The 19506-nt window shown below is 58.4% G+C and carries 17 protein-coding genes; all 17 read right to left on the bottom strand.

The annotated features are described in order from the left end of the window. Positions 1–3 precede the first annotated feature (3 nt). The 17 genes from ACYQ3G_RS10335 to udk are packed head-to-tail and all read right to left on the bottom strand — an operon-like array spanning position 4 to position 19494. Positions 4–1185, bottom strand: coding sequence for a carboxylate--amine ligase (locus tag ACYQ3G_RS10335; protein ID WP_459825594.1), 1182 nt, complete (start codon positions 1183–1185; stop codon positions 4–6). Next, the gene (locus ACYQ3G_RS10330) at positions 1182–2543 is read right to left on the bottom strand and encodes a hypothetical protein (protein ID WP_459825592.1); all 1362 of its coding nucleotides are present in this window, start codon (positions 2541–2543) and stop codon (positions 1182–1184) included. Before ACYQ3G_RS10330 ends, ACYQ3G_RS10335 begins: the two co-directional genes overlap by 4 nt. 32 nt (positions 2544–2575) lie before the next feature. Further along, the gene (locus tag ACYQ3G_RS10325; protein ID WP_459825590.1) at positions 2576–3205 is read right to left on the bottom strand and encodes a GNAT family N-acetyltransferase; all 630 of its coding nucleotides are present in this window, start codon (positions 3203–3205) and stop codon (positions 2576–2578) included. 1 nt (position 3206) lies between these two features. Then, positions 3207–5255: a hypothetical protein gene (locus tag ACYQ3G_RS10320; RefSeq protein ID WP_459825588.1), complete on the bottom strand. Its 2049-nt coding sequence runs from the start codon at positions 5253–5255 to the stop codon at positions 3207–3209. Then, a complete protein-coding gene (locus ACYQ3G_RS10315; RefSeq protein ID WP_459825586.1) occupies positions 5243–6433 on the bottom strand; it encodes a glycosyltransferase family 4 protein in 1191 nt (396 codons plus the stop codon). Before ACYQ3G_RS10315 ends, ACYQ3G_RS10320 begins: the two co-directional genes overlap by 13 nt. 1 nt (position 6434) lies before the next feature. Then, entirely contained in the window at positions 6435–7604 is a 1170-nt protein-coding gene (locus tag ACYQ3G_RS10310) for an alkaline phosphatase family protein (RefSeq protein WP_459825584.1), read from the bottom strand. A 4-nt stretch (positions 7605–7608) separates the two neighbouring features. After that, positions 7609–9084 carry a lipopolysaccharide biosynthesis protein gene (locus tag ACYQ3G_RS10305; protein WP_459825582.1) on the bottom strand — a complete coding sequence of 492 codons (1476 nt, stop codon included), beginning with the start codon at positions 9082–9084 and terminating at the stop codon, positions 7609–7611. 9 nt (positions 9085–9093) lie between these two features. After that, positions 9094–10203, bottom strand: a complete 1110-nt coding sequence (locus ACYQ3G_RS10300; RefSeq protein WP_459825580.1) for a polysaccharide pyruvyl transferase family protein — start codon at positions 10201–10203, stop codon at positions 9094–9096. After that, positions 10190–11317 carry a glycosyltransferase gene (locus tag ACYQ3G_RS10295; protein ID WP_459825578.1) on the bottom strand — a complete coding sequence of 376 codons (1128 nt, stop codon included), beginning with the start codon at positions 11315–11317 and terminating at the stop codon, positions 10190–10192. Before ACYQ3G_RS10295 ends, ACYQ3G_RS10300 begins: the two co-directional genes overlap by 14 nt. Continuing rightward, positions 11314–12465: a non-hydrolyzing UDP-N-acetylglucosamine 2-epimerase gene (gene wecB / locus ACYQ3G_RS10290; RefSeq protein WP_459825576.1), complete on the bottom strand. Its 1152-nt coding sequence runs from the start codon at positions 12463–12465 to the stop codon at positions 11314–11316. The genes ACYQ3G_RS10295 and wecB overlap by 4 nt, the downstream gene beginning before the upstream one ends. 46 nt (positions 12466–12511) lie before the next feature. Next, the gene (locus tag ACYQ3G_RS10285) at positions 12512–13474 is read right to left on the bottom strand and encodes a glycosyltransferase family 2 protein (protein WP_459825574.1); all 963 of its coding nucleotides are present in this window, start codon (positions 13472–13474) and stop codon (positions 12512–12514) included. Beyond that, positions 13471–14505, bottom strand: coding sequence for a FemAB family XrtA/PEP-CTERM system-associated protein (locus tag ACYQ3G_RS10280; RefSeq protein WP_459825572.1), 1035 nt, complete (start codon positions 14503–14505; stop codon positions 13471–13473). Before ACYQ3G_RS10280 ends, ACYQ3G_RS10285 begins: the two co-directional genes overlap by 4 nt. Positions 14506–14510: 5 nt before the next feature. Then, complete coding sequence (locus ACYQ3G_RS10275) at positions 14511–15626, bottom strand: glycosyltransferase family 2 protein (protein WP_459825570.1); 1116 nt, start codon at positions 15624–15626, stop codon at positions 14511–14513. After that, complete coding sequence (locus ACYQ3G_RS10270) at positions 15623–16858, bottom strand: O-antigen ligase family protein (RefSeq protein ID WP_459825568.1); 1236 nt, start codon at positions 16856–16858, stop codon at positions 15623–15625. The genes ACYQ3G_RS10275 and ACYQ3G_RS10270 overlap by 4 nt, the downstream gene beginning before the upstream one ends. Before the next feature lie 12 nt (positions 16859–16870). Beyond that, the gene (locus ACYQ3G_RS10265) at positions 16871–18055 is read right to left on the bottom strand and encodes a hypothetical protein (RefSeq protein ID WP_459825566.1); all 1185 of its coding nucleotides are present in this window, start codon (positions 18053–18055) and stop codon (positions 16871–16873) included. Continuing rightward, entirely contained in the window at positions 18056–18850 is a 795-nt protein-coding gene (locus ACYQ3G_RS10260) for a class I SAM-dependent methyltransferase (protein ID WP_459825564.1), read from the bottom strand. A gap of 29 nt (positions 18851–18879) precedes the next feature. Then, complete coding sequence (udk, locus tag ACYQ3G_RS10255; protein WP_459825562.1) at positions 18880–19494, bottom strand: uridine kinase; 615 nt, start codon at positions 19492–19494, stop codon at positions 18880–18882. Positions 19495–19506: the final 12 nt, after the last annotated feature.

The following is a 19506-nucleotide window of genomic DNA, read 5'->3' as shown; positions in this document are numbered from 1 at the left end:
ACGCTATTCCCAGATACCGTCCAGCGACTCCCGCGACACCTTCCCCCCCGCCAGCCTCCTGACCCGCCGCACGATCTGGCTCACGCCCCAGCCCACGAACGGCAGGGGGTCCGTGCCATAAAAATCGTCCATTCCCTCGACACGGTGCGGCAGGCCATCCTGAGCGGCCCCGCCGGACGCGCTGCGGGACGTCAGACCCACTATCCTGCGCATCAGGTCGCCGCCGAGCCACTTCGTCGCCACCACCGGAGGCGAGGATGGCGCCGCAAATCCCCCAAGTCCCATGGCGCACCTGTAATAATAGTAGGGAAACTCTATGCCCCGGGCGATGCTTTGCTCCACGGAACCCCAGAAGCGCGGGTTGACATCGATGAGAAACGTCTCGTCGCGCGACCTGTCGTACAGGAAATCGGCCTGGCACGGGCCGTTCCATTGCAGGGCATCGAGCATCGTCTTCAGGGCGTCGCGGGCCCGGGGGTACTCCCTGCTCACCCTCAGCGTCGACTGACCGAACGGGTGCGGGTGAACCGCCAGAGTCTGATACGTGTCTCCGGCCACCAATTTCCCACCGTCGTAGAGCATGGCGACATTGGCCATCTCGGCGTCGATCTTCTCTTGGACAAGATAGGCGCCAGCATTGAGACGCGCGGCCCTGACATGGCGGCGCAGGTGACCGGCGTCACTGATCCGGACGATGGCCCCCCCGCCGCCGCCCTGCTTCGGCTTGAGGACGGCGGGATAACGGAAGCCGTCGGGCAAGCGGCCGTCCAGAGCCTCCGCCAGTTCCGCCGTCCGCGGCGTGGACACGCCGAAACGGGCGGCCACATCCAGAAGGGAGCGCTTGTCGTGCAGGGCAAGGATGCCCCGGTAATCAGGCACGAGGGTCCGGACATGGGACGAGAAGGCCGAGCGGTTTCGGGACACGAAGTAGGTCTCTTCAAGCACCGGGATGAGGACATCGATCTTCTCCGTTTCGATGATCCGCAGCACATCGGCAATGAAGGCGCCCTCGTCCCTGAACGGGGACGCGCAGATGTGCCGCCCGGACACGAACCTGGACCAGAACGACATGGCCAGCGGGTCCGGGTCCGCCGCGACCACATGAAGCCCGTGACGGCGCAAGTTCCTGCAGATGCAGTACGCCACCCTGGAGCACGCCGATGTAACAAGCACCCTGCCCTTCATGATTGCCCCGCCGCATCCGGCTCGTTCCGTTCACCCCTCGTCCGCGTATGTATGCCGGGGTTGCCTTGCGTCCCGCCGATCACGAACCTTTCGCCGACCACGCCCTGAATCAGCTCGCCGAGTTGCGCGCACGCCCTGGAGACCAAGGCCTCCTCGCCAGCCTCTACGGCCCGGTAGTGCGCTCCCTTGGAATAATTGACGATGAATGGCGCGTCTCCCTCGAGTATGCCCAATGGGATTCTGCGCGGAAGGGGAGCATCGCTCACGACCCGGTGGCACGAGAGCATGGCCGAGACGTCCGGGCAAACGAGCATGTGCGCGCGGATTATCCGCGCCTTGCCGGCCTGGTCCGTGTCGGGCGGGATGAATTTCTGAAAGACCAGCTCATGATGCCCGCCGCACCAGCCCCGCAGGCGTTCAAATAGGCTTAGCCTGAAGATCGAACGCAGCTCTCTGGCAGTAAAGGCGGCGTAGCTATCCCGCAGCTCGGCATCGAATCTGGCGATCCTGACCAGGTTTCCGGACCACCCGCCGCCCAGCTTGATGACCACATTCGGCAACTCGTCGCTGTCGTCCAGATCGATCTCGCGCACGGACCCGAACGACGCCACGCTCCCCAACGCGTCCGTCCGCGACCCGCCGGCGTCTATCCCCCGGTTCAGCCACCGGCTGGTGCAGTGCTGGTTCGTCATGAAGTAATCCAGCGCGCAATGCTGGTAGTGGAAAACAACGGACAGGGTGTCGGCTTCCGGCTCCTGCGGGAGAGCCACCAGGCGGGTGACGCCGGGCAGGCATCGACGGCCGGGGCTCGCCGGGACGAATGCTGGCGGACCGTCTTTGCTCAGGCGCATGAACTCCTGCACGTAATCTGCCGACCAGGACTCGGCGAAGCAAACGACCTTGCGGTAGCCGCGTTTCGCCGCCAGATCCCTCAACGTCAGCAGCATCGGGTCGACCGCCCCGGTATAAAGCGCCCTGCGCTGCCGGCGGATCGCCGCGTTCAGGTTCAGGTCCACAGGATACAGTTTCCCGTCGTGCATGATGAAATCGACCCCGAGATGCATGCCGAAAGCCGCATTCGCACCGTCATCGCGATAATAGGTCCTGTATCTCGGGTGCTGGACAATCTTTACGCCGGCTTCGGGGACATGAGCGACCGGCCGCCCGAATCGGGGAACCGCACGCCTGGTGCGCAAGCTCTCCCCCAGATCGCAGCCCAATTGCGCGGCGAGTTCAGCCCCTCTGTAGACGACAGGCCGCTCCACCAGTGCGCCGAGGGCCGAATGCAGCCCGTAGCGGAAGCCGGCGGCGAAAAGCAGCCTACGATTGATGGATTCCCGACAAAGGGATGCGTTCATGCCACTCACCGTCACGGTCGCGTGTTCATGGTTTACGGAATGAGCGTCGTGTGCGTTCTTCGCGACACGCGGACGCCGCACAACTTGACGAACCTCGTCCTGCCGACACGCCGGAAACCGGCTTTCTCCATCGCCCTGATCGACGAGCCGTTTTCCTGCAGGACGCAGGCGAAGAGACGCTTCACGCCGTTTCGCCCCAGATGTTCGAACACGGCGCACAGCACGCGCGGCCAGATCCCCCGGCCCCGTGCATCCGGCACTGTCAGCACGTGCTTGATTTCCGCATCGCCATGATCGAGAAGCAGGATCCTGTTGGTGTGTTCTCTGTAATAAATCCAACTGATATGCTGAATCACCCCGGCTTTTGCCGCGATGAAAAAGTCGTCGACGCCATCATACTCATGGCAGAAGAACTGCCAGGGAAGCCCCTTCGTGCTTGATGTGCCGCAGCGCAGATCGCTCATGACGCCCTTTCTCACTTCGATATCGGTTTCAGGGCACACTGCCCGTGATTCGCGCCCGTCAATATCTTTCTTATAAACGTAGTATGCATCATTGAGATACAAGAATTTCAGAAACCAGATCATGAATTGCGCAAAACCCATGTTTCGCAACTGTGTATCTAAAACACGACATATTCGTGTGCGCAGCATACGCGTCATGTCAGTTGCCGGTTCCAGCGTCGGAGATGATGTAAACGTGGGCCTCAGACGGCGCAAAAACATCCGTGAATGCATTCGCATTTCCGGCAATGGCCCTGTTCTCGCCATATACGGCCACCTCGCCGACGGGGTTCGCACATGTGAAGGACACCTTGTGCGTTTCCCCGGAAACGTTGCTGGCGATGATGTAGCTCGCGCCGCCGGCGCGCTTGACCCGCACGCGTATCGCGTCCGTCGAGTCCCACGCGGCGAGCGCATCCGGCGAGTCCGGCGCGCACAATGCCGGCTCGAGGCCCTTCAGTTCCCTCATCACGGCCGCGAGATCCTCGAAGCGGGCGACACGGACGGGGTTCCAGCCCCCTTCGCCGCCGGTCGTGGCCAGGGCCTTGACGCCCAGAGACCAGTAGAGAAGGCCGTTCGCGCCCTCGGCGATGGCCATGTAGCTCATGTCCCGCAGTTCGTCCCGCGTCGGCCAGGTGCTGACCGAGGTCTGCTGGAAGACCTGCAGGACCGTCATGACGGGCCTGCTGTCCATGACCGCCTCGCGGACCGCCCTGGTCCAATCGGCGACCTGCCGCAGAGGAAACCCGCCGGTCGGCCTTTTGCCGACAATCGGGTACGGGTCCATGGCCAGGGTATCGAACACGTTCCGCCAGTAACGCACCTCCCGAGGATACAGCAGCGCGCCGAAAACCAGTCCGTCGGCCTTGGCGGCCTTGAGGCGGCGTGCCTGATCAAACATGACCGGGGCAAGAGTGCCATGCGGTTCGTCCGCAGTATAAAACCCGGCCAGCCCTGGATGTTCGGAGATCGCGGACAGATAATCCGGATCCGTGTCTATCTTGAATTTGTCCGGCTTGTAATGCGAAGCGAAAGCATTTCCTGTTTGCAGGTAATATATCCCATTTCTGTGCAAGACGTTCATCAATGTCCGCATCGATTCCAGCGACGCCTCGCCGTACCAGTAATTCACGTAAAGATTCACGGGCAAATCAAACAGACGTCTTTTTTCATTCAATTGCGACGCCCATTGTCTCTCACTCGCCACGTATCCCATCCCGGCGTCGTACGCACCAAGGAAGAACGTCGGGGTGTCATGGACGAGAAAACGATTGTGCTCATCTGCGCACACGACCATGTTTTTCCGCGATGCCCCAGGGACTTTCACAATATCATAATCCGGATAGTCGTAAACCGATTGCCCGTCAGCAGTCCGCAGCAATCGCACCTTTAACGCGTAACGTTTTCCCGTCACCATACCTGAGCAATCCATCTCATGAGCGAAATTCGTTGTTGCGCCGACTTCATGGTCGTAAAACGAAACGCCGGACCCATCCTCCACAATGCTCACGCGAACCCGATATTCCGAGATATCGCCCGACGGCGGGTCGACAGTGACGGAAAGTTTCATCCGCTGGGGTCTGTCGTCGAAAAGCATGCCTCGATAATTCGGGTACATCACGAAAACATCGAGCGGGTACACGTCCCGCCTGACGTAGACCTGCCCGAAGCGGGCCTCGCCGTCGGGCTTGTTGTACGCCTCGATGCGGAAGTCATACTCCTTCGCCTCCTCGACGGTCACGAACTCCCGCCCCGAGTCGGCCCAGGTCGTTTCGCCCTTGATGCCCGGCGTGGCTGCCACGCCGGGCATGTAGAACCTGACGCTCTCGATCCCCTTGGGCGGTATCTGCAGGCTCGTCTGGATTTTTCCGCCGATGCGGTACGTGCCGGGCGCCAGGAATAGTCGCTGGATGGCGTTCTGCGTGCCCGCGAACCTCTTGCCGTCGCGGTACACGAGACTAGCGTCGGGAGGGCTGGCGGAGAAGGCCGGCCCCATGCTCCACCCGACCGGCTGGCCGGTGACCGGATCCATCTCCCTGAAATCAGGATTGCGCAGCAGATTCACGCCGGTCAAAGGCTGCGGGAAAGATGTCAGCCCGCCGCAACGAAGCTCATTCCTGCCGAACGCACCGCCCGACATAAGCACGACCTGACACGCTACCGCGAGGACGAAACAAACCCGAAGCCACATCTTCGCTATCGCGCCCATGCCCATCCCTCCTTGGATGACTCCTTCGCCATCAGTTCCAGATAGAGGGCTTCGGTTTCGCGCACCTGCCTGCCGAGCGGGAAACGCCTCTGCACGAACTCGCGCCCCTTTTCGCCCATGGCCGCCATTTCCTCCCTGTGGGCCAACGCGTAGCCCATGGCGTTTGCGAGCATCCGCGGGTCACGCGGCGCCACGAGCAGGCCCGTCTCCCCGTCGACGACCACCTCGGGGGTTCCGTCGACCCGTGTCGCGATGACCGGACGCGCCATGGCCGACGCCTCGATGAGCCCCAAGGGGAGGCCCTCATAGTGCGAAGGCAGGATGTCCACGTCGAGAATGCCGTGATAGCCCCTGATGTCGGACTGGAAGCCCGTGAAAATGACATGACAGTCCAGGCCCAGATGTTGGGCCCTGCTTTCGAGTTCCCCCCGGAGCGCTCCGTCCCCCACCACCAGGACCTTGAAGTCGCCACGCGACTCCAGCAGCATCCGAACGGCCTCAAGAAGATCGCCATGCCCTTTCTGGAAATCGAGCCTGGCCATCACGCCGAAAACGAATTCGTCCTCGCCAAGCCCCCACCGCTGTCTGAGCTCCCGCCTCCGGGCCGCAGGCAGGTCCGTAAATTCCCGCAGATCCCTGCCGTTCAGGATCACGGAGATCTTTTCGCCGGGAATCTTCTTGATGGCTTTGAGGTCGTCACGGCAGGCGCCGGACACGGCGAGCACCCGGGTCTGCAACAGGGTCACCAAGCGATCGACGACAAAGGACTGCCGTTTCCAGAACCCCTTGGAGAGACGCCACTTCTCCACCCCGTGGGAGGTCTCAAGGAGAACGGGTACGCGGGCCAGCCATGCAATGGGCGTGTAATGCAGGCTCGTGATGAACATGTGCGTGTTCACGATGTCGATGCCGTGCGTCCTGAGAAATCGGAAAAAGGCGCTCATACCGCCATAGTCGAAGGCATTGGCGATCATGATCGGCATCGTGGCGACGTCGAGATCCGCCAAATCCCCGCGTAGAAGATGGAGCAATTTTTCAGGAGCCACGATGAATGGCTCGAACACATTCCTGTCGATATTCTTCACAAGGGAAAGGACGTGCTCCTCGACACCTCCGTGCTCTTCGGAGCGCACGACGTACGCGATTCTGACCCTTTTGCAGTGAAGATGTCCGTTCATATCAACTGTATCTTCTCAAAGCGTCTATTTCATTTTTCATGACACCGAAAAAGTCGCAAATCGATTTTGGGGAATACTGTTCGACATTGCTGATGTAGGCAGCGTCGGAATGGGAGTCGTCAGGGTGGAATCCGTGCATTCCTGCCGGAGCGTACCTGCCGAACCAGTTGGGGAAGATCAGCGTGCCCGGGTGCATCAGGAAGATCATGTCCCCATAGCGATGGTCGGGAAAGTGCACGCCGAGCTCCCGCAGTTCCTCCTCCGGCAACCAACGGCCGGCCGTACACCGCTCCAGGGCGAGCCGGATCCTGCTTTCAACGCCCATCTGCGGCACCCAGAAACGGGCCATCGTCGAATCGAATGCGGCCATGCAATCACGTTCGAGGTCGATGCCGTGTGTGGTGAGATCCGAAATCAGATCGTAGTGATTCACAATCGGTGTCATCCCGTGGTCGGAGAAAAGGAAAAGACGTACGGACTTTCCATTTTCGATCACAGCACGATAGATATTCGTTATATTATCGGCGTACCAATCCATTTTCTTCGCGACCTCAGACGTCATCCCGCACTTTTGATGCAGAAACGCGTCCATGCCTGAAAGATATTGAAAGTAGACATATGCATCATTTGCGGCGACGTCATGGCCCATCCTGTCCAGAAGTTCCTCGTCCGTTCCGTCATGATATGAATACACGCGATACGAAACACCCGCGTCACGCATGTAATCGATGATTGTTTCACAGCCGGGAATTCCTCCAGGCTTGTAGATATTTTTCTTTTCGCAGACATCGAAGCGGTGCAGGTGGCAAAAGGGAACGCCGTAGCTGGAGAAATAACCTTCCGAACGAGAGATGATCTTGGACACCGTATTGACCACTTTTCTCGCCCCCCTGTTTTCGACGAAACTGCGCGGCAGAAACCTGAAGGGCTTGACCCAGAAGAATGGGGAGCGGCCCTGTGCGAGGGACAGAAGATTCCAGCGGCCGTGCTCGCTGGGGAGTTTCCCTGTCAGGATCGTGGGGATGGCTGCGGAACTGAAGCCCAACACGGTGCGGTTGCAACAGCGATGGGGCGCGATGGATTCGAGAAATGGGTGCGTCTGGAGGATGTTCCATCCCAACGCGTCGATGAGAATGAAGAAGACAACTGTGTCGCCCGGAGAGGCTCCCATCCCGCTACCCCCTTCCGCCGACTTTGGCGGAGTTCCTCAGGTCGCCGAAGATTTCGGCGACGATCTCCCGGATGACGGGAAATGGACAGAACAGATTCCAAAAAACGATTACCGTCGCGCCGGTAAGAATCTCCAACGAGAGGCACGGTAACGGCCTCCCCCCCTGGCAGGCGGCCCGGACCAGCAGCACGGCCGCGGTCATGAACGCGCTGCCGATCAGGCCGGGCACAAGCATCGCGAAGAAATCCCGCCGAGGGGAGTTCAAATGCGATGCCGCCAAATGGATGTTCACGGCCAGCGAAAGGAAAGCCGACAGGACGACACCGGCTGCAACGCCGATCATCCCGAACTTCAACCCGGCCAGGCAAAGACACAGTTTGGCAGCTGCCTGGATCAATTCCACCATCGACTGTTTCTTGTAGTTCTTGCACGATATGTTCAAGTTGCCAAAGAAACCGGAGAGCATTTTCAGCGCCGCATACAAAGACAATATTTGCAGCACTGGAATCATATCAAGCCACTCGTTTCCGAGAAATATGCGGGTAAATTGATCAGAAACGAGAGCTATTCCAGACATGACAGGAAATATTATTGACGCATACGCAGTCAATGACTTGTTGAATACGCGAACTATCCGTTCTCTGTCGTTTTTTATGCGGCTAAATACGGAAAACATAATGGAACTGAACTGAAGATGCATTATTTTGTACGGAAGATTCGTGAATGATGACGCCCTGTCGTACAAACCAAGATGCGTCGGGCTTATCCCTCCGGAAACGACGAAGTACGACGCATAATTATTGATGTAGACGACATTGTAGCGCAGCAATTCCCAGACGCCGAACTCCAGCAGCCCTTCGAGCGGCTTCATTTCAAACCGCAGGCGCGGCCTCCAGCCCGAATACACGATCAGGGCCACGGCCGACAGCGCATAGCCAGCCAACTGCGCTATCACCAGGGACCAGATTCCGAATCCGCTCATGGCCATGACCAGGATAACTGCGCTGACCGCGACGTACTGGAAAAAGTCGACGAGCGAATGCCCCTTGAAATCCATGTTTCGACGCATAAGCGCCATCGGCAGATTGTAGAAGGTCGATAATGGTATGATGAGGGAAAGGACCGGGAACACGGCGGCGAGTTCGTTGGAATTGAACAATGCCGCCATCTCTTGGGGAAAAACGAACAAAAGCAGAACAAACAGCGCGGATGCGGACAGGTTCAGGGTGAAGAGCGCATCGATCTGCCGGACGTCGATGTCGTCGCTGTTGATCATCGCCCCGGTCATGCCGAAGCTTGTCAGGCCGTTCAGGTACACGACGATGGCCATGCCGAGCGCCATGACCCCGAAATCCTTCGGGCCGAGCAATCTGGCCACATAGAGCGTGACAACAAGCGAAAACAGCTGCTGAACGCATTTTGCAGAAAAACTCCAGTACGCCGAGCGCCGTGTTTGTTGTCCGTAGGATTTCATTGCCATGGCCGTGCCCTACCTCATCAGATTCGCGAATCGAACGAACGAATCCGAAGCCCGCTCGCGCGCCTCGTGAAGACTCACGCCGTAACGGGCCATGCCGGTATCCAGCATTGTGACGAGTTTGCTGCGCATTTCGGATTCCCGGAGCGAGAATACGAGCCCGTCCTCCCCAACCCCCACCTCCTGGGCAAAGCCTTCGCACTTGTCATGATACCTGATCAGCACAAACGGAATGCAGCACATGTACGCGAAGATCGCCGAGTGCAGTCTCATGGCCAGGTAATGGGAACACGTTCGGACGCTGGACAGCACCTCGCGCGGGTTGTCCGAGTACGCGGGAAAGTCGATATGTTTCGGCCTATCGATACGGGCGGTCACGTCCTGCATGACGGCCATGTCGTTTCTGTTGAACGGTATGAAGCGGATTCGCAGGCCGCGCCGGTCGATGCACCATCTCAAGGCGCGTGCGACGTTGGCGCAGAGTTCGTCCTGGCCCGCTAGGAGGTGGGACCGCCCGACCGGCATCAGGGAAACCCCCAGCACCCCGTCCCGGACACCGCCCTGACCGCCTCCCGTCCCCTCCTCCAGCAGGACTGCCAGATCGAATGACTTCACGATGTTTTTCGTGACCGAGAGAGCGTCCGCCGCAAACAGGCGCGACTTTTCGTCGCGGACGGTGACCAGGTCCGCAGCGTCGAGAATCCTCCGCGTCAGCGCCAGCCCCCGTGGAGTCCGCACCGGGCCTATGCTCACGCCGAGAAAAGCGACCTTAACCCTCAGCAACCGGGCCAGCAGCACATACCGCCACCGCTCACGCAGGTCTGCCAGGCCGCTGGCCGTATAATCCTGAAATATCCCCCCGCCGCCGAAGACAATCGCCCTGGATGACGCCAGCGACCGCATCCGCGCACATGTCCGCGACAAATCGGTATATGTAACGGCCTTGGCGTTCTCATGACTGACAGGCACCTGGCTCATCACCTCAATGCGGCACTCACGGCCAAGAAGTCGTGATAGCTGCTCTATACATACGCAACACAACGCTTCGTCCCCGACATTATGCTTTCCGTAATAGCCATAGAGAAAAATTTTCTTTTTCAAAATATGCTCACACGTGTTCAAGCGCTTTCGCAGCCACCGTTTTCCACGACCAGTCTTCCAGGATTTTATTTCTGATCCGCTCATCGACGTTCGCATGTCGAGCGATGACGGTTTCAATTGCGTCGACAAACTCACCGCCTGTCTTCGCCACGCAGACAAGACCGTCGTAATCCCGCGCGCCGCCATATCTGGTACTCAACACCGGCTTACGCATCGCTATGTATTGCAACGCCTTGAGCGGATCGCACGACCTGGTCACGTCGTTGTCGAGAAACGGGATCATGCACAGGTCGGCAAACCGGATGTACGAAGGAACCTCGCGATACCCCACACTTCCGGGGAAAACGACATTGCCCATGGATCTCAGGCCGGAAACGTTTGTCCTGACCGGACCCAGAAAAACGAACGTATCGTTTGGGTATCTTGCTGCGGCCGCTCGCACGACCCCCTGATCAATCCATGACTCCACTGCCCCAGCATAGAGGAATATCCTTCCGCGGAGGTTCGCGTAGAGAGGCGGTCTGACATATTCCCTGTCCGGGTCGAACGTGTCGAGATCGACCCCATTCGGAACTATATGGATGCTGTCATGCAGCTTTCGCTTAATTCGCAGCAAATTTTCATTTATCGACGCCAAGCACGAGCATATATCTGAGACTTCTCTTTCCAGAGCATCCACGAAGAATCCGCTTTGAATACCCCTTGAGGCTGTAGCCAAAGCAACTCTGTCGTCTGCAAGGTCGTATATTATTTTTCTAACATCGAATTTTTCAGCAATATTTTTTGCAATTTTTGGATCGTATGGAGAATATATCCATAGAACTGAAGGCATATATGAATTGTCATTCAAATATGTTATTATTTGATGAAATATAATTTTTGAATTCACTCCTCTCAAAAAACGCAGGCGTCCATATGGCAGTCCAAGTTTCGGCGTGAACACATCGAAATGAGCATCCAATTTCCCGACATGCATCGATGCTGACATCCGTCCGAATGTGAATATCGGGTCGGGAAGATTGACGTACGCGACATCATGCCCGTTCTGCGCAAACGCTTTGGCGAGCTGGAAAGACCTGCCCCATTCAAGGCGGGAATCGGCGCCAAAGAGGACCAGGACTCTTTCGCGTTTCATGGCTGCATCCCCCGCACGCGCACCCCCAGAATTTTCGCGATGCGTCGCGAAGCCATCCCGTCGCCGTAAGGATTGTGCGACCTGGCCATCTTCGAGTATTCATCCTGGTCGGACAGAAGCAGCGACGCCTGCTCGACGATCGCGCTGCGCGACGTCCCCACGAGCCTGACCGTCCCCGCAAGGACGGCCTCGGGCCTTTCGGTGACGTCGCGCAGCACCAGGACCGGCTTTCCGAGAGAAGGCGCCTCTTCCTGCACACCGCCCGAATCAGTCATGATCAGGAACGACCTGTCCATGAGGTAGGTGAATGGAAGATAGTCGAGAGGTCCGATCAAGTGCACGTTGGAGGGCCTGTCCGAACCGAGAATCCTGTACACGGGCTCCCGCACGTTCGGATTGAGATGAACCGGGTAAACAACCTCGACGTCGTCGAACCGCAAGGATATCTCTCGTATGGCGTTGCAGATGTTCTCGAATCCCGCCCCGAAATTCTCCCGCCTGTGCCCGGTCACCAGGATCAGCCGTTTCGAGGTGTCGAGAAATCCGAACCTTTCCTCCAAGCGGCGCTTCATGTCGGCGCATTCAAAGATCATGTCACGTACAAGAAGCAACGCATCGATCACCGTATTTCCGGTCACATGGACACTCGACGGATCAACTCCTTCATGCAGAAGATTATTCTTTGATTCTTCCGTTGGCGCAAAATGCATGTCCGAAATCATGTCGACAAACCGTCTGTTGATTTCCTCAGGAAACGGCGAGTACTTATCGTACGTCCTGAGTCCTGCCTCGACATGCCCAACTTTCGTCTTGTTGTAATAGGCCGCGAGAGAAACAGCCATGGATGTCGTCGTATCGCCATGAACGAGAACAATGTCCGGGGACATGCTGCACAGCAGATCGCGCACCCCCACCAGAACACGACTGGTGACGTCATACAAGTCCTGCCCTGGCTTCATGATGTCGAGATCGCAGTCCGGCGTGATCTGAAACAATCGCAGGACTTGGTCGAGCATCTCTCTATGCTGAGCAGTCACGCAGACATTGACCACGAAATCATCCGCCCTTTTCCGCAACTCATTTACCACGGGGGCCATCTTGATTGCTTCCGGACGCGTACCGAATGCGACAAGTATTTTTGTTTTCATACATACTCGCACATATGAAAAACAGGCATTTGAATTAATGTGAATTTTACCTGTATTCATCCTTGCAAAAGAGATGATTCACCATTTTCCTCGCCAAGGAAGGCTTGAAAGCATGCATTTCAAGCAATTTTTCAAACTCGTTCTTGTCGAGGGGATTTCTCCGTTGTCTCTTGGCCTGAGTCACGCCATGCACGACGCCCTTCCAGAACGGAATGATATTGCCGTCCCTCATGGCATAGAACAACGCCATCCCAGTATACAGCAATGCATACTTCAATGCGTGCCCGCCAGGATAATGTCTGTATGCCAGCCAGATATTGTTGCGCGTATTGTAGTAATATGCCCGCCACCCGGGACGAGCCTCGTGGGAAGCGTGATGAACGACACGCACTGCCGGCGTGTACCATGTCTCAAAGCCCAATTTGATGAGCCGCAGACACAGATCCGGGCCTTCGTGACCGATGAAGAACGGCGCATAGTAGCCCCCCGCCTCCGTGAACGACCGCTTCAGAAAGGCGCACGCCCCTTCGGAGATGTGGTCCGTCTGAAACTCCGTGTCCGCCCAGGCGACGCGATCCCGGGGGTGGCACCAGTCCCGGCGGGAGACGGCGCCTGCCGGGTCAAGGACCGTGAAGCTCACGCAGCCGGCCTTTTCGCGCCGCCGGAAAAAATCTCCTATGGCATCCGCAAACCCGGCTCCCTCGATGTTCACGTCATTGTCGAGAGTCACGACGATATCCCCGGAGCACGCCGAAACGCCGATGTTTCTCGCCTCGCACCCGATGTTTCGTCCGGTCTCGATGCACCGGACGTGCGGGAACTCCCGCGCGATCAGCGCCCTGGTGTCGTCCTCGTGATTGTTGACGACCAGCACTTCGATCCCGGCCGGAAGGTGCGTCTGCAGGCCTTTCAGCGTGCGCACGAGTTCATCCTGACGCCTGTACGTCAGCACGACGACGGAGATCGACAGGGGGGCAGAGCGCCCTTGCGGCTCCATGTCCTCACTCACAGCGATATCCCCCCCCGCAGACGCGGGCCGATGTAGTTGGCCACCGCCAGAGGCAGTCTTTTCCACAGGGAAGCCAGAGCCCGTCTTCTTTCTCCCTTGGTGTCCATGGGCGCGCCGGCCTTCCCTGACGGACGGGGCCGGTGATACCAGTACAGGGGAACGGGTTCCGCACCCCACTGGCGTTTGTATTCGAAAGTGCCGGAACCTACTGTCGACCGCCCGAAGTCGAACACCTGGGCTCCTGTTTGACAGCCCATGCGGATGAGTTCCCAGTAAAGGACGATGTTCGGATTCAGCCGAAAGGTGTCCCGCAGGCTTGACACCCAGGGCAAGGCCAGAAGCCCTTTGAACCTGAAATACAGTCCGGCTCCGATGGGCGCGCGCGATGCGTCGCGAACAATGACAAGACCGGTCCGCTCGGGAAATGCGGACATGATTTCGGCAAAAAACAGCTGGCTGTGCGCCGGTGAGCCGAGATCCCGCATGTTCTGCGCGTAAATCCCGTAAAAATCCTGCAGCCCGTCCTGCCCCTCGAATGTCACGCTCAGGCCAAGCCGTGCCCCCTTCTTGATCCTGTTCCGACGCTCCGGCGAGAATCTCCGCAGCATCTCGCCCGGATCGGGCACGAGCCGCAGATGCATGGTCACCTTGTCCGTTTGCGTCTCCCAGTCCAGCAGGCCCTGGCTGCAACTCCGCACGCACACGCCTGCCCCCAGCTTCTCGGCCTTCTCCGTGCAGGCTTCCATCAACTCCCGGAATGCGGACGCGTCGATGAAGACCGGCCCGCCGATGTCGAGATAGGGCATGGAGACGAGATTGTTGCCGAAGAGTAGGCTCTTCAGATGGACCACCGGCAGGATGCCGGCCAGATGTCCGCCCCTGCGGCATTCGAGCAACGTGCAGGGGTTGCCGTACGCCCTCTCGACGACGCGCTTCCATCCGTCGAGATGCGCATAGGAGGCGTCCGGCAACGTCTCGACCGCCTGGCTCCAGCTTTCGCCGGGGGTTCTTGGGGCTGTTCCGTCGCTCATGGCGGTCACGCCCCCCCGCGCGGGTTCCAGGTCACCGCCCTGCGGCCGCGCAGATGGTCTATCGCCCCGAGGAGATAGGCAAAGTGCACGAGCTGAAATCGGTAGAGTGCGCCTACTGCGCGAGGCGGGTCGTGGCGCCGGATGCGGGCATGGACCGCCGCGAACATGGCCGGATAGGACGCTGCGGCGGCGAGAACGGGCCAGGACCCGAAGGCTGCCGCCCAGGCCAGGAAGAGAAGAAACAGCGGAAAATGCAACCACCGCAGGACCTTGTGGGACACCAGCACCCACGCGGCGAGAAAACGGCCCTGCGCCAGAAGCCGCGGCAGCATGTCCCTGGCGACCAGCAGCGCCTGGTTGACCATCCTCTTCTGCCGCGCGACCTCCCGCCCCAAATCGAACTCCGTCTCCTCACAGGCCACGGCATCCGGCGCGAAACGGCTGCGAAGGCCCTGCAGCGCCACGGACCAGGGGTGATGGAAGTCGTTGATGGTGGATGGCGGCAGCGGATGGTAGAGGCTCCGCCGCAGTGCGTAAATCGCCCCGTCCGCTCCGGCGATCACGCCCAGCCTGCTCTCGCGCTCCTTGAGAAAGGACTCGAAGCGCCCGAAACCCGACTCGCGCGTACCGGGATCGAGGGGCAGCACGCGCCCGCTGACCAGTCCGACACCGGGGTCGGCAAATGGGGCCGTCAGACGGCGCAGGGCGTCGGGACGGAGGAAGGCGTTGGCGTCGGTGAAGACGAGGAGGTCGGACCTCGACGAGGCCGCAGCTCTGTTCAGAGCCGAAGTCTTGCCCTCGCGGGCCTGGACGAGCAGCCGGACGTTTGGCGCGGTGCAGGCTCGGATCAGGTCCTCCGTGCGGTCGGTGGACCCGTCGGACACCACGACGAGTTCGAGCCTGTCGGTGGGGTAATCGAGGGCCGTGACGTTCTCCATTTTGGCGCGGATGGCTTCCTCTTCATTGAACACGGAGAGCAGAACGCTCACGGAGGGCAGGCTTCCCTCCGCCCCCGGGGGCTGAGGCACGGGGAATGCGCGCGCCGCGACAACCAGGACCAGTGGATAGACCGCATACGGATAGACCAACAGGAAGGCGATGGTCACGGCAAGGAAGGTCATCCCGGAACCCTCCCGTCGGCGTGTGTCCGTCTGAGTTTTCCGGCCGCCGCGATCACGCTCCCGTTCGAAACCGTGGCGAAGGTGAAGCGCGCAACGGCCGCCGTCACGAAACAATAGAGCCAGAAAAGTTTCTCGTATTCCGCCGACAGAAACAGGGCTCCGACAAGATACCCGATGAGTCCAATGCGCATGCCCGAGGCGATGAGGGAAACGGGCGCATCGACCGCATCCCCGGCGGACAGGCGTTTCAGGCTGCCAAGGACGCGCAGGGCGATAAGCGCGAACACGATGATTCCGGGCAGCCCTAATTCCGCGGCCAGGGATACGTAGGAATTGTGGGCGATCTGGTTGCGGGCCACCATCTCGTTGTAAAGTGCGGAATTCACCTTGAAATTGCCGGGGCCCACCCCGAAAAGCATGTGACGTTTCGACATGTTCCATCCGGCCACGATCAACTCGTACCTGGAGTCCGTAGACCTTCTGACCCCGGTACGCTCCAAGTCGAAACGTGACGAGAGATCGACGGGCATGAAGGCCAGGACCACCCCGATGAGCAGGGACAGGACGGCAATGGTCCTGGGTTGGAATTTCAGAGCGAACATGAGCGGGACAGTCATCACCCCGAAGGCGACGAAAGCGCCCCTGGACTGCGTCAGGCCCAGGGCCGTGAGATACAGAAACAACGAGACATACGAGAAAAACCTGACCTTGCCGTTCTGGCTCTTTCTGCACAGGAGAACGGCCACCGGGATGACTGTCAGCAGATTGAGCGCCGAATAGTTCGGGTCACCGAAGAGGCCGGAAGGCCTGAAATTTTCGTATTTCCACCCATAAAGTATATATTCGCGGATAACATACGCAGACGCAACATTCATGCACGCAAGAAGAACATATATCACATTTATGAATCTTTCCTTGTTATTTACAAGAATGACAGTAGTAACAAAGAAAATAACTATCGAATTAAATCGAAGAACGTCTTGAGGATTATAGTTATTTGAATGATTGGCGATCAATGCGGCATAGTAGGCAATGATGAACGCCATGAACAACTTGCTGATCGGTGTCCTGAACTGTCCCTGTCCCCAGCCTTTTCCAAAAATTTCGACAAGGGCCACGCATAGGGCGAGTCCACCGAAAAATTTCACTGGAGTTATTCCGTTCATATTGTACGACAAAATAGGATGATTGTTGAACGGAAGAAGAAAAAGCATGATGTAATAAAAAATCATAACAATCCTTTGTCATGAGTTCCTGAAACAATGCCTCCACGTGTCGACCAACGTATCGATATCGTCAAAATGATTCCGCAACTCGGAGCGGATATCGCCGCCACAGGACTTCATTGCCAACGCAAGTCCTTCGTACATGGCCACGGCATCGGCGTAGAGCCGTTGGCGAGGGTCACCGCACAGATAGCGCAAGGGAGGGAGAGGCGCGCCCCCCCCGCCTTTCAGAATGCGGCGAAGATACCGCGCCTGCGATCTGAACATTTCCGCGAGAACCTCGAAACGCCCCGAGCCCGCTGCAGGCACTCCGGAACCCGCGCTGCCGGAGGCGGCAAGCTGTTCCGCCTCCCAGGCCCACACCGACAGCGCCATGCCGGCAAGCTCCCGCCACTCGGCCAATGCCTTTGCATCGTCATCATACCGAAGGTCCTGCAGCGTCGGCGCAAGCTTGACCTCTGTCCATGCGTCGATTTTCCCCACCAGTTCCTCGTGCCTCGGCAACGCCTTGACCCGGTTCCAATCGAGGACGCGTATCGCGTCCCGTCTCTGCTGGTATCCGGGTGCGTATTGGCCGACAAAAACAAGGATTGATGTCGCCATGTCGATATAAAATTTGACTATGGTATATCTGAAAATACGCATTGTTCGATCATCATGGGATAACGAAATTTGCTTTAATGACTCAAGCTGCTCTATAACTCTGTTGCAAATCATGTTGAAAGCGTCGATGCGCGGGATCTGTTCCGGAGAATACGTTCTCATTAGGCTGATAGGTTCATCCGATCCAGCAACAACCTTACCGCATGATCTCAATTCATACGAAAATATGCTTGGTTTTGCTTCGGGAAAATATCGATGCAAGGCATATGTGAATTCAACGTGACAGCAGAAACCCTTCTCGCGGACCGCCCTGTTCACTTCGGCCTCGATGTCCGCCAGTTCACCGCCTGGCGACAGCAACCGGGGCGGGTTTTTCAGGGTGACCAGGAATTCCATGTCGCTCAACGACTCGTACCCATCGGCGCACAGGACCACGGACGCTTCCCCCCGGGCCAGGCTCCCCGTGAGAATGACGGTCGCGTCGCGGAATGTCGGGGCGCAGCCGAGGGTATCCAGCGCCATCACGAGCACGTCGCGCAGATACGCGTCCCTGCGCGGGTCCCGGCTGCAAAGCGTTGGAAGAGGTTCGTGCCTGTTCATCTATTTGTACGCCGTGACCAGGAGCGCCGACCCCTGTCGGGATGGAAAGTGGACATCCAGGAACGCCAAGCCCATCAGCACAGGAAAAAGCAGCAGGAAGACCACTGGGTTTGGACGGTTGTCGCCGGCCGCAAAGAACAGGTCGAAGCACAGCGTCCCCCACAGGCCGAATGTGTACGCGCACGCGACGTTCCTGAAGCCGATCCCCGTGAGGATGCCCCGGATTTGGTCGATCGAATACCCGTCCCTGACATGGCCGTAGTCTTCGTTGCTGAATCCGATGCGTCGCTCCCTCCATTTGACCAGCCCGAGATGCCTTCGCTGCGGGATTGACGGGAATGTCAGCAGCAGCACCCCGCCGCGCTTCAGGCTGCCATGGAACTTTTTCATGACGGAGACGTCATCTCGTATGTGTTCAAGGACATCGCAGCATGTAACCATGTCGTACCGCCCGTCGTGGCTCAGTTCCAACACGGAACCTTCGATATATTCCGCATTTTTCAACCCGATCCTGTCCCGCACCGCCCGGGCGATCGCAATCCGCTCCGGTTCGAGGTCGATGCCCGTCACCTGCCAGGAAGGATTGGCCTTCGAAAAGCTCACAACCAGGTCGCCGCGCCCGCAGCCCGCATCGAGAACGCGCAATCCGTCCTCGGGCGCGAAACCGAGTTCCCGGATCTTCCGCTGCACATGATAGGCGCGCAGGCGCCCGGGAACGTGAAGCTCTCCCAGCAGGGCATACCCAATCCTCTTCAACAGGTTGCTTTCGGCATGTCGTTTTTCTGAACCGTACACGAGGCGCCCCCTTACACGCGCATATCGCGTCACAAATCAGATATTTTTTTCATTATTATTTGGACGCATAGCTCCGAATCATCAAACAAAACATCTACATCTGCCCACTTTCTGCTCGGCACTACATAATCAGAGTACATTGTTCTTACCGTTGAAAAATATTGGTCAATAACCATATCCAACGATCTGCCTCTCTCTTGTACATCACGTATGATCCTTCTCATGAGCAGTACATCCGGCTCCTGATGGAGATACACTTTCAAGTCCAGCAACCTGCGGACGGGTTCCGCATGAAAAATCAAGTGTCCTTCGAGGATGACGATCCGGGATGCCTGAATTGCTGCCTCGCCGTTTCGTGTGTGCGTGGCGAAGTCGTATGCGGGCGCGCGGACATCCCGGCGCGATTTCAGTTCGCACAAATGATCGCGCAGCAGTTCCCACTCCAACGCGTCGGGATGGTCGAAGTTCACGCCCGCTCTTTCCCGTGGCAGGAGATGGGAAAGATCCCGGTAGTAACGATCCTGCGACACAAGGGCGACCTGCTCGGGCAGAAAGGCTCGGGCCAGCATCGTGGCCAGGGTGGTCTTGCCCGCCCCTGACCCGCCGCAGATTCCGATGACATAGCAGTCGTCCTTCATTGCCATGACACATGCCCT

Source organism: Desulfomicrobium salsuginis (genome assembly GCF_054657795.1).
This window is presented reverse-complemented; position numbering and strand designations above follow the sequence as displayed.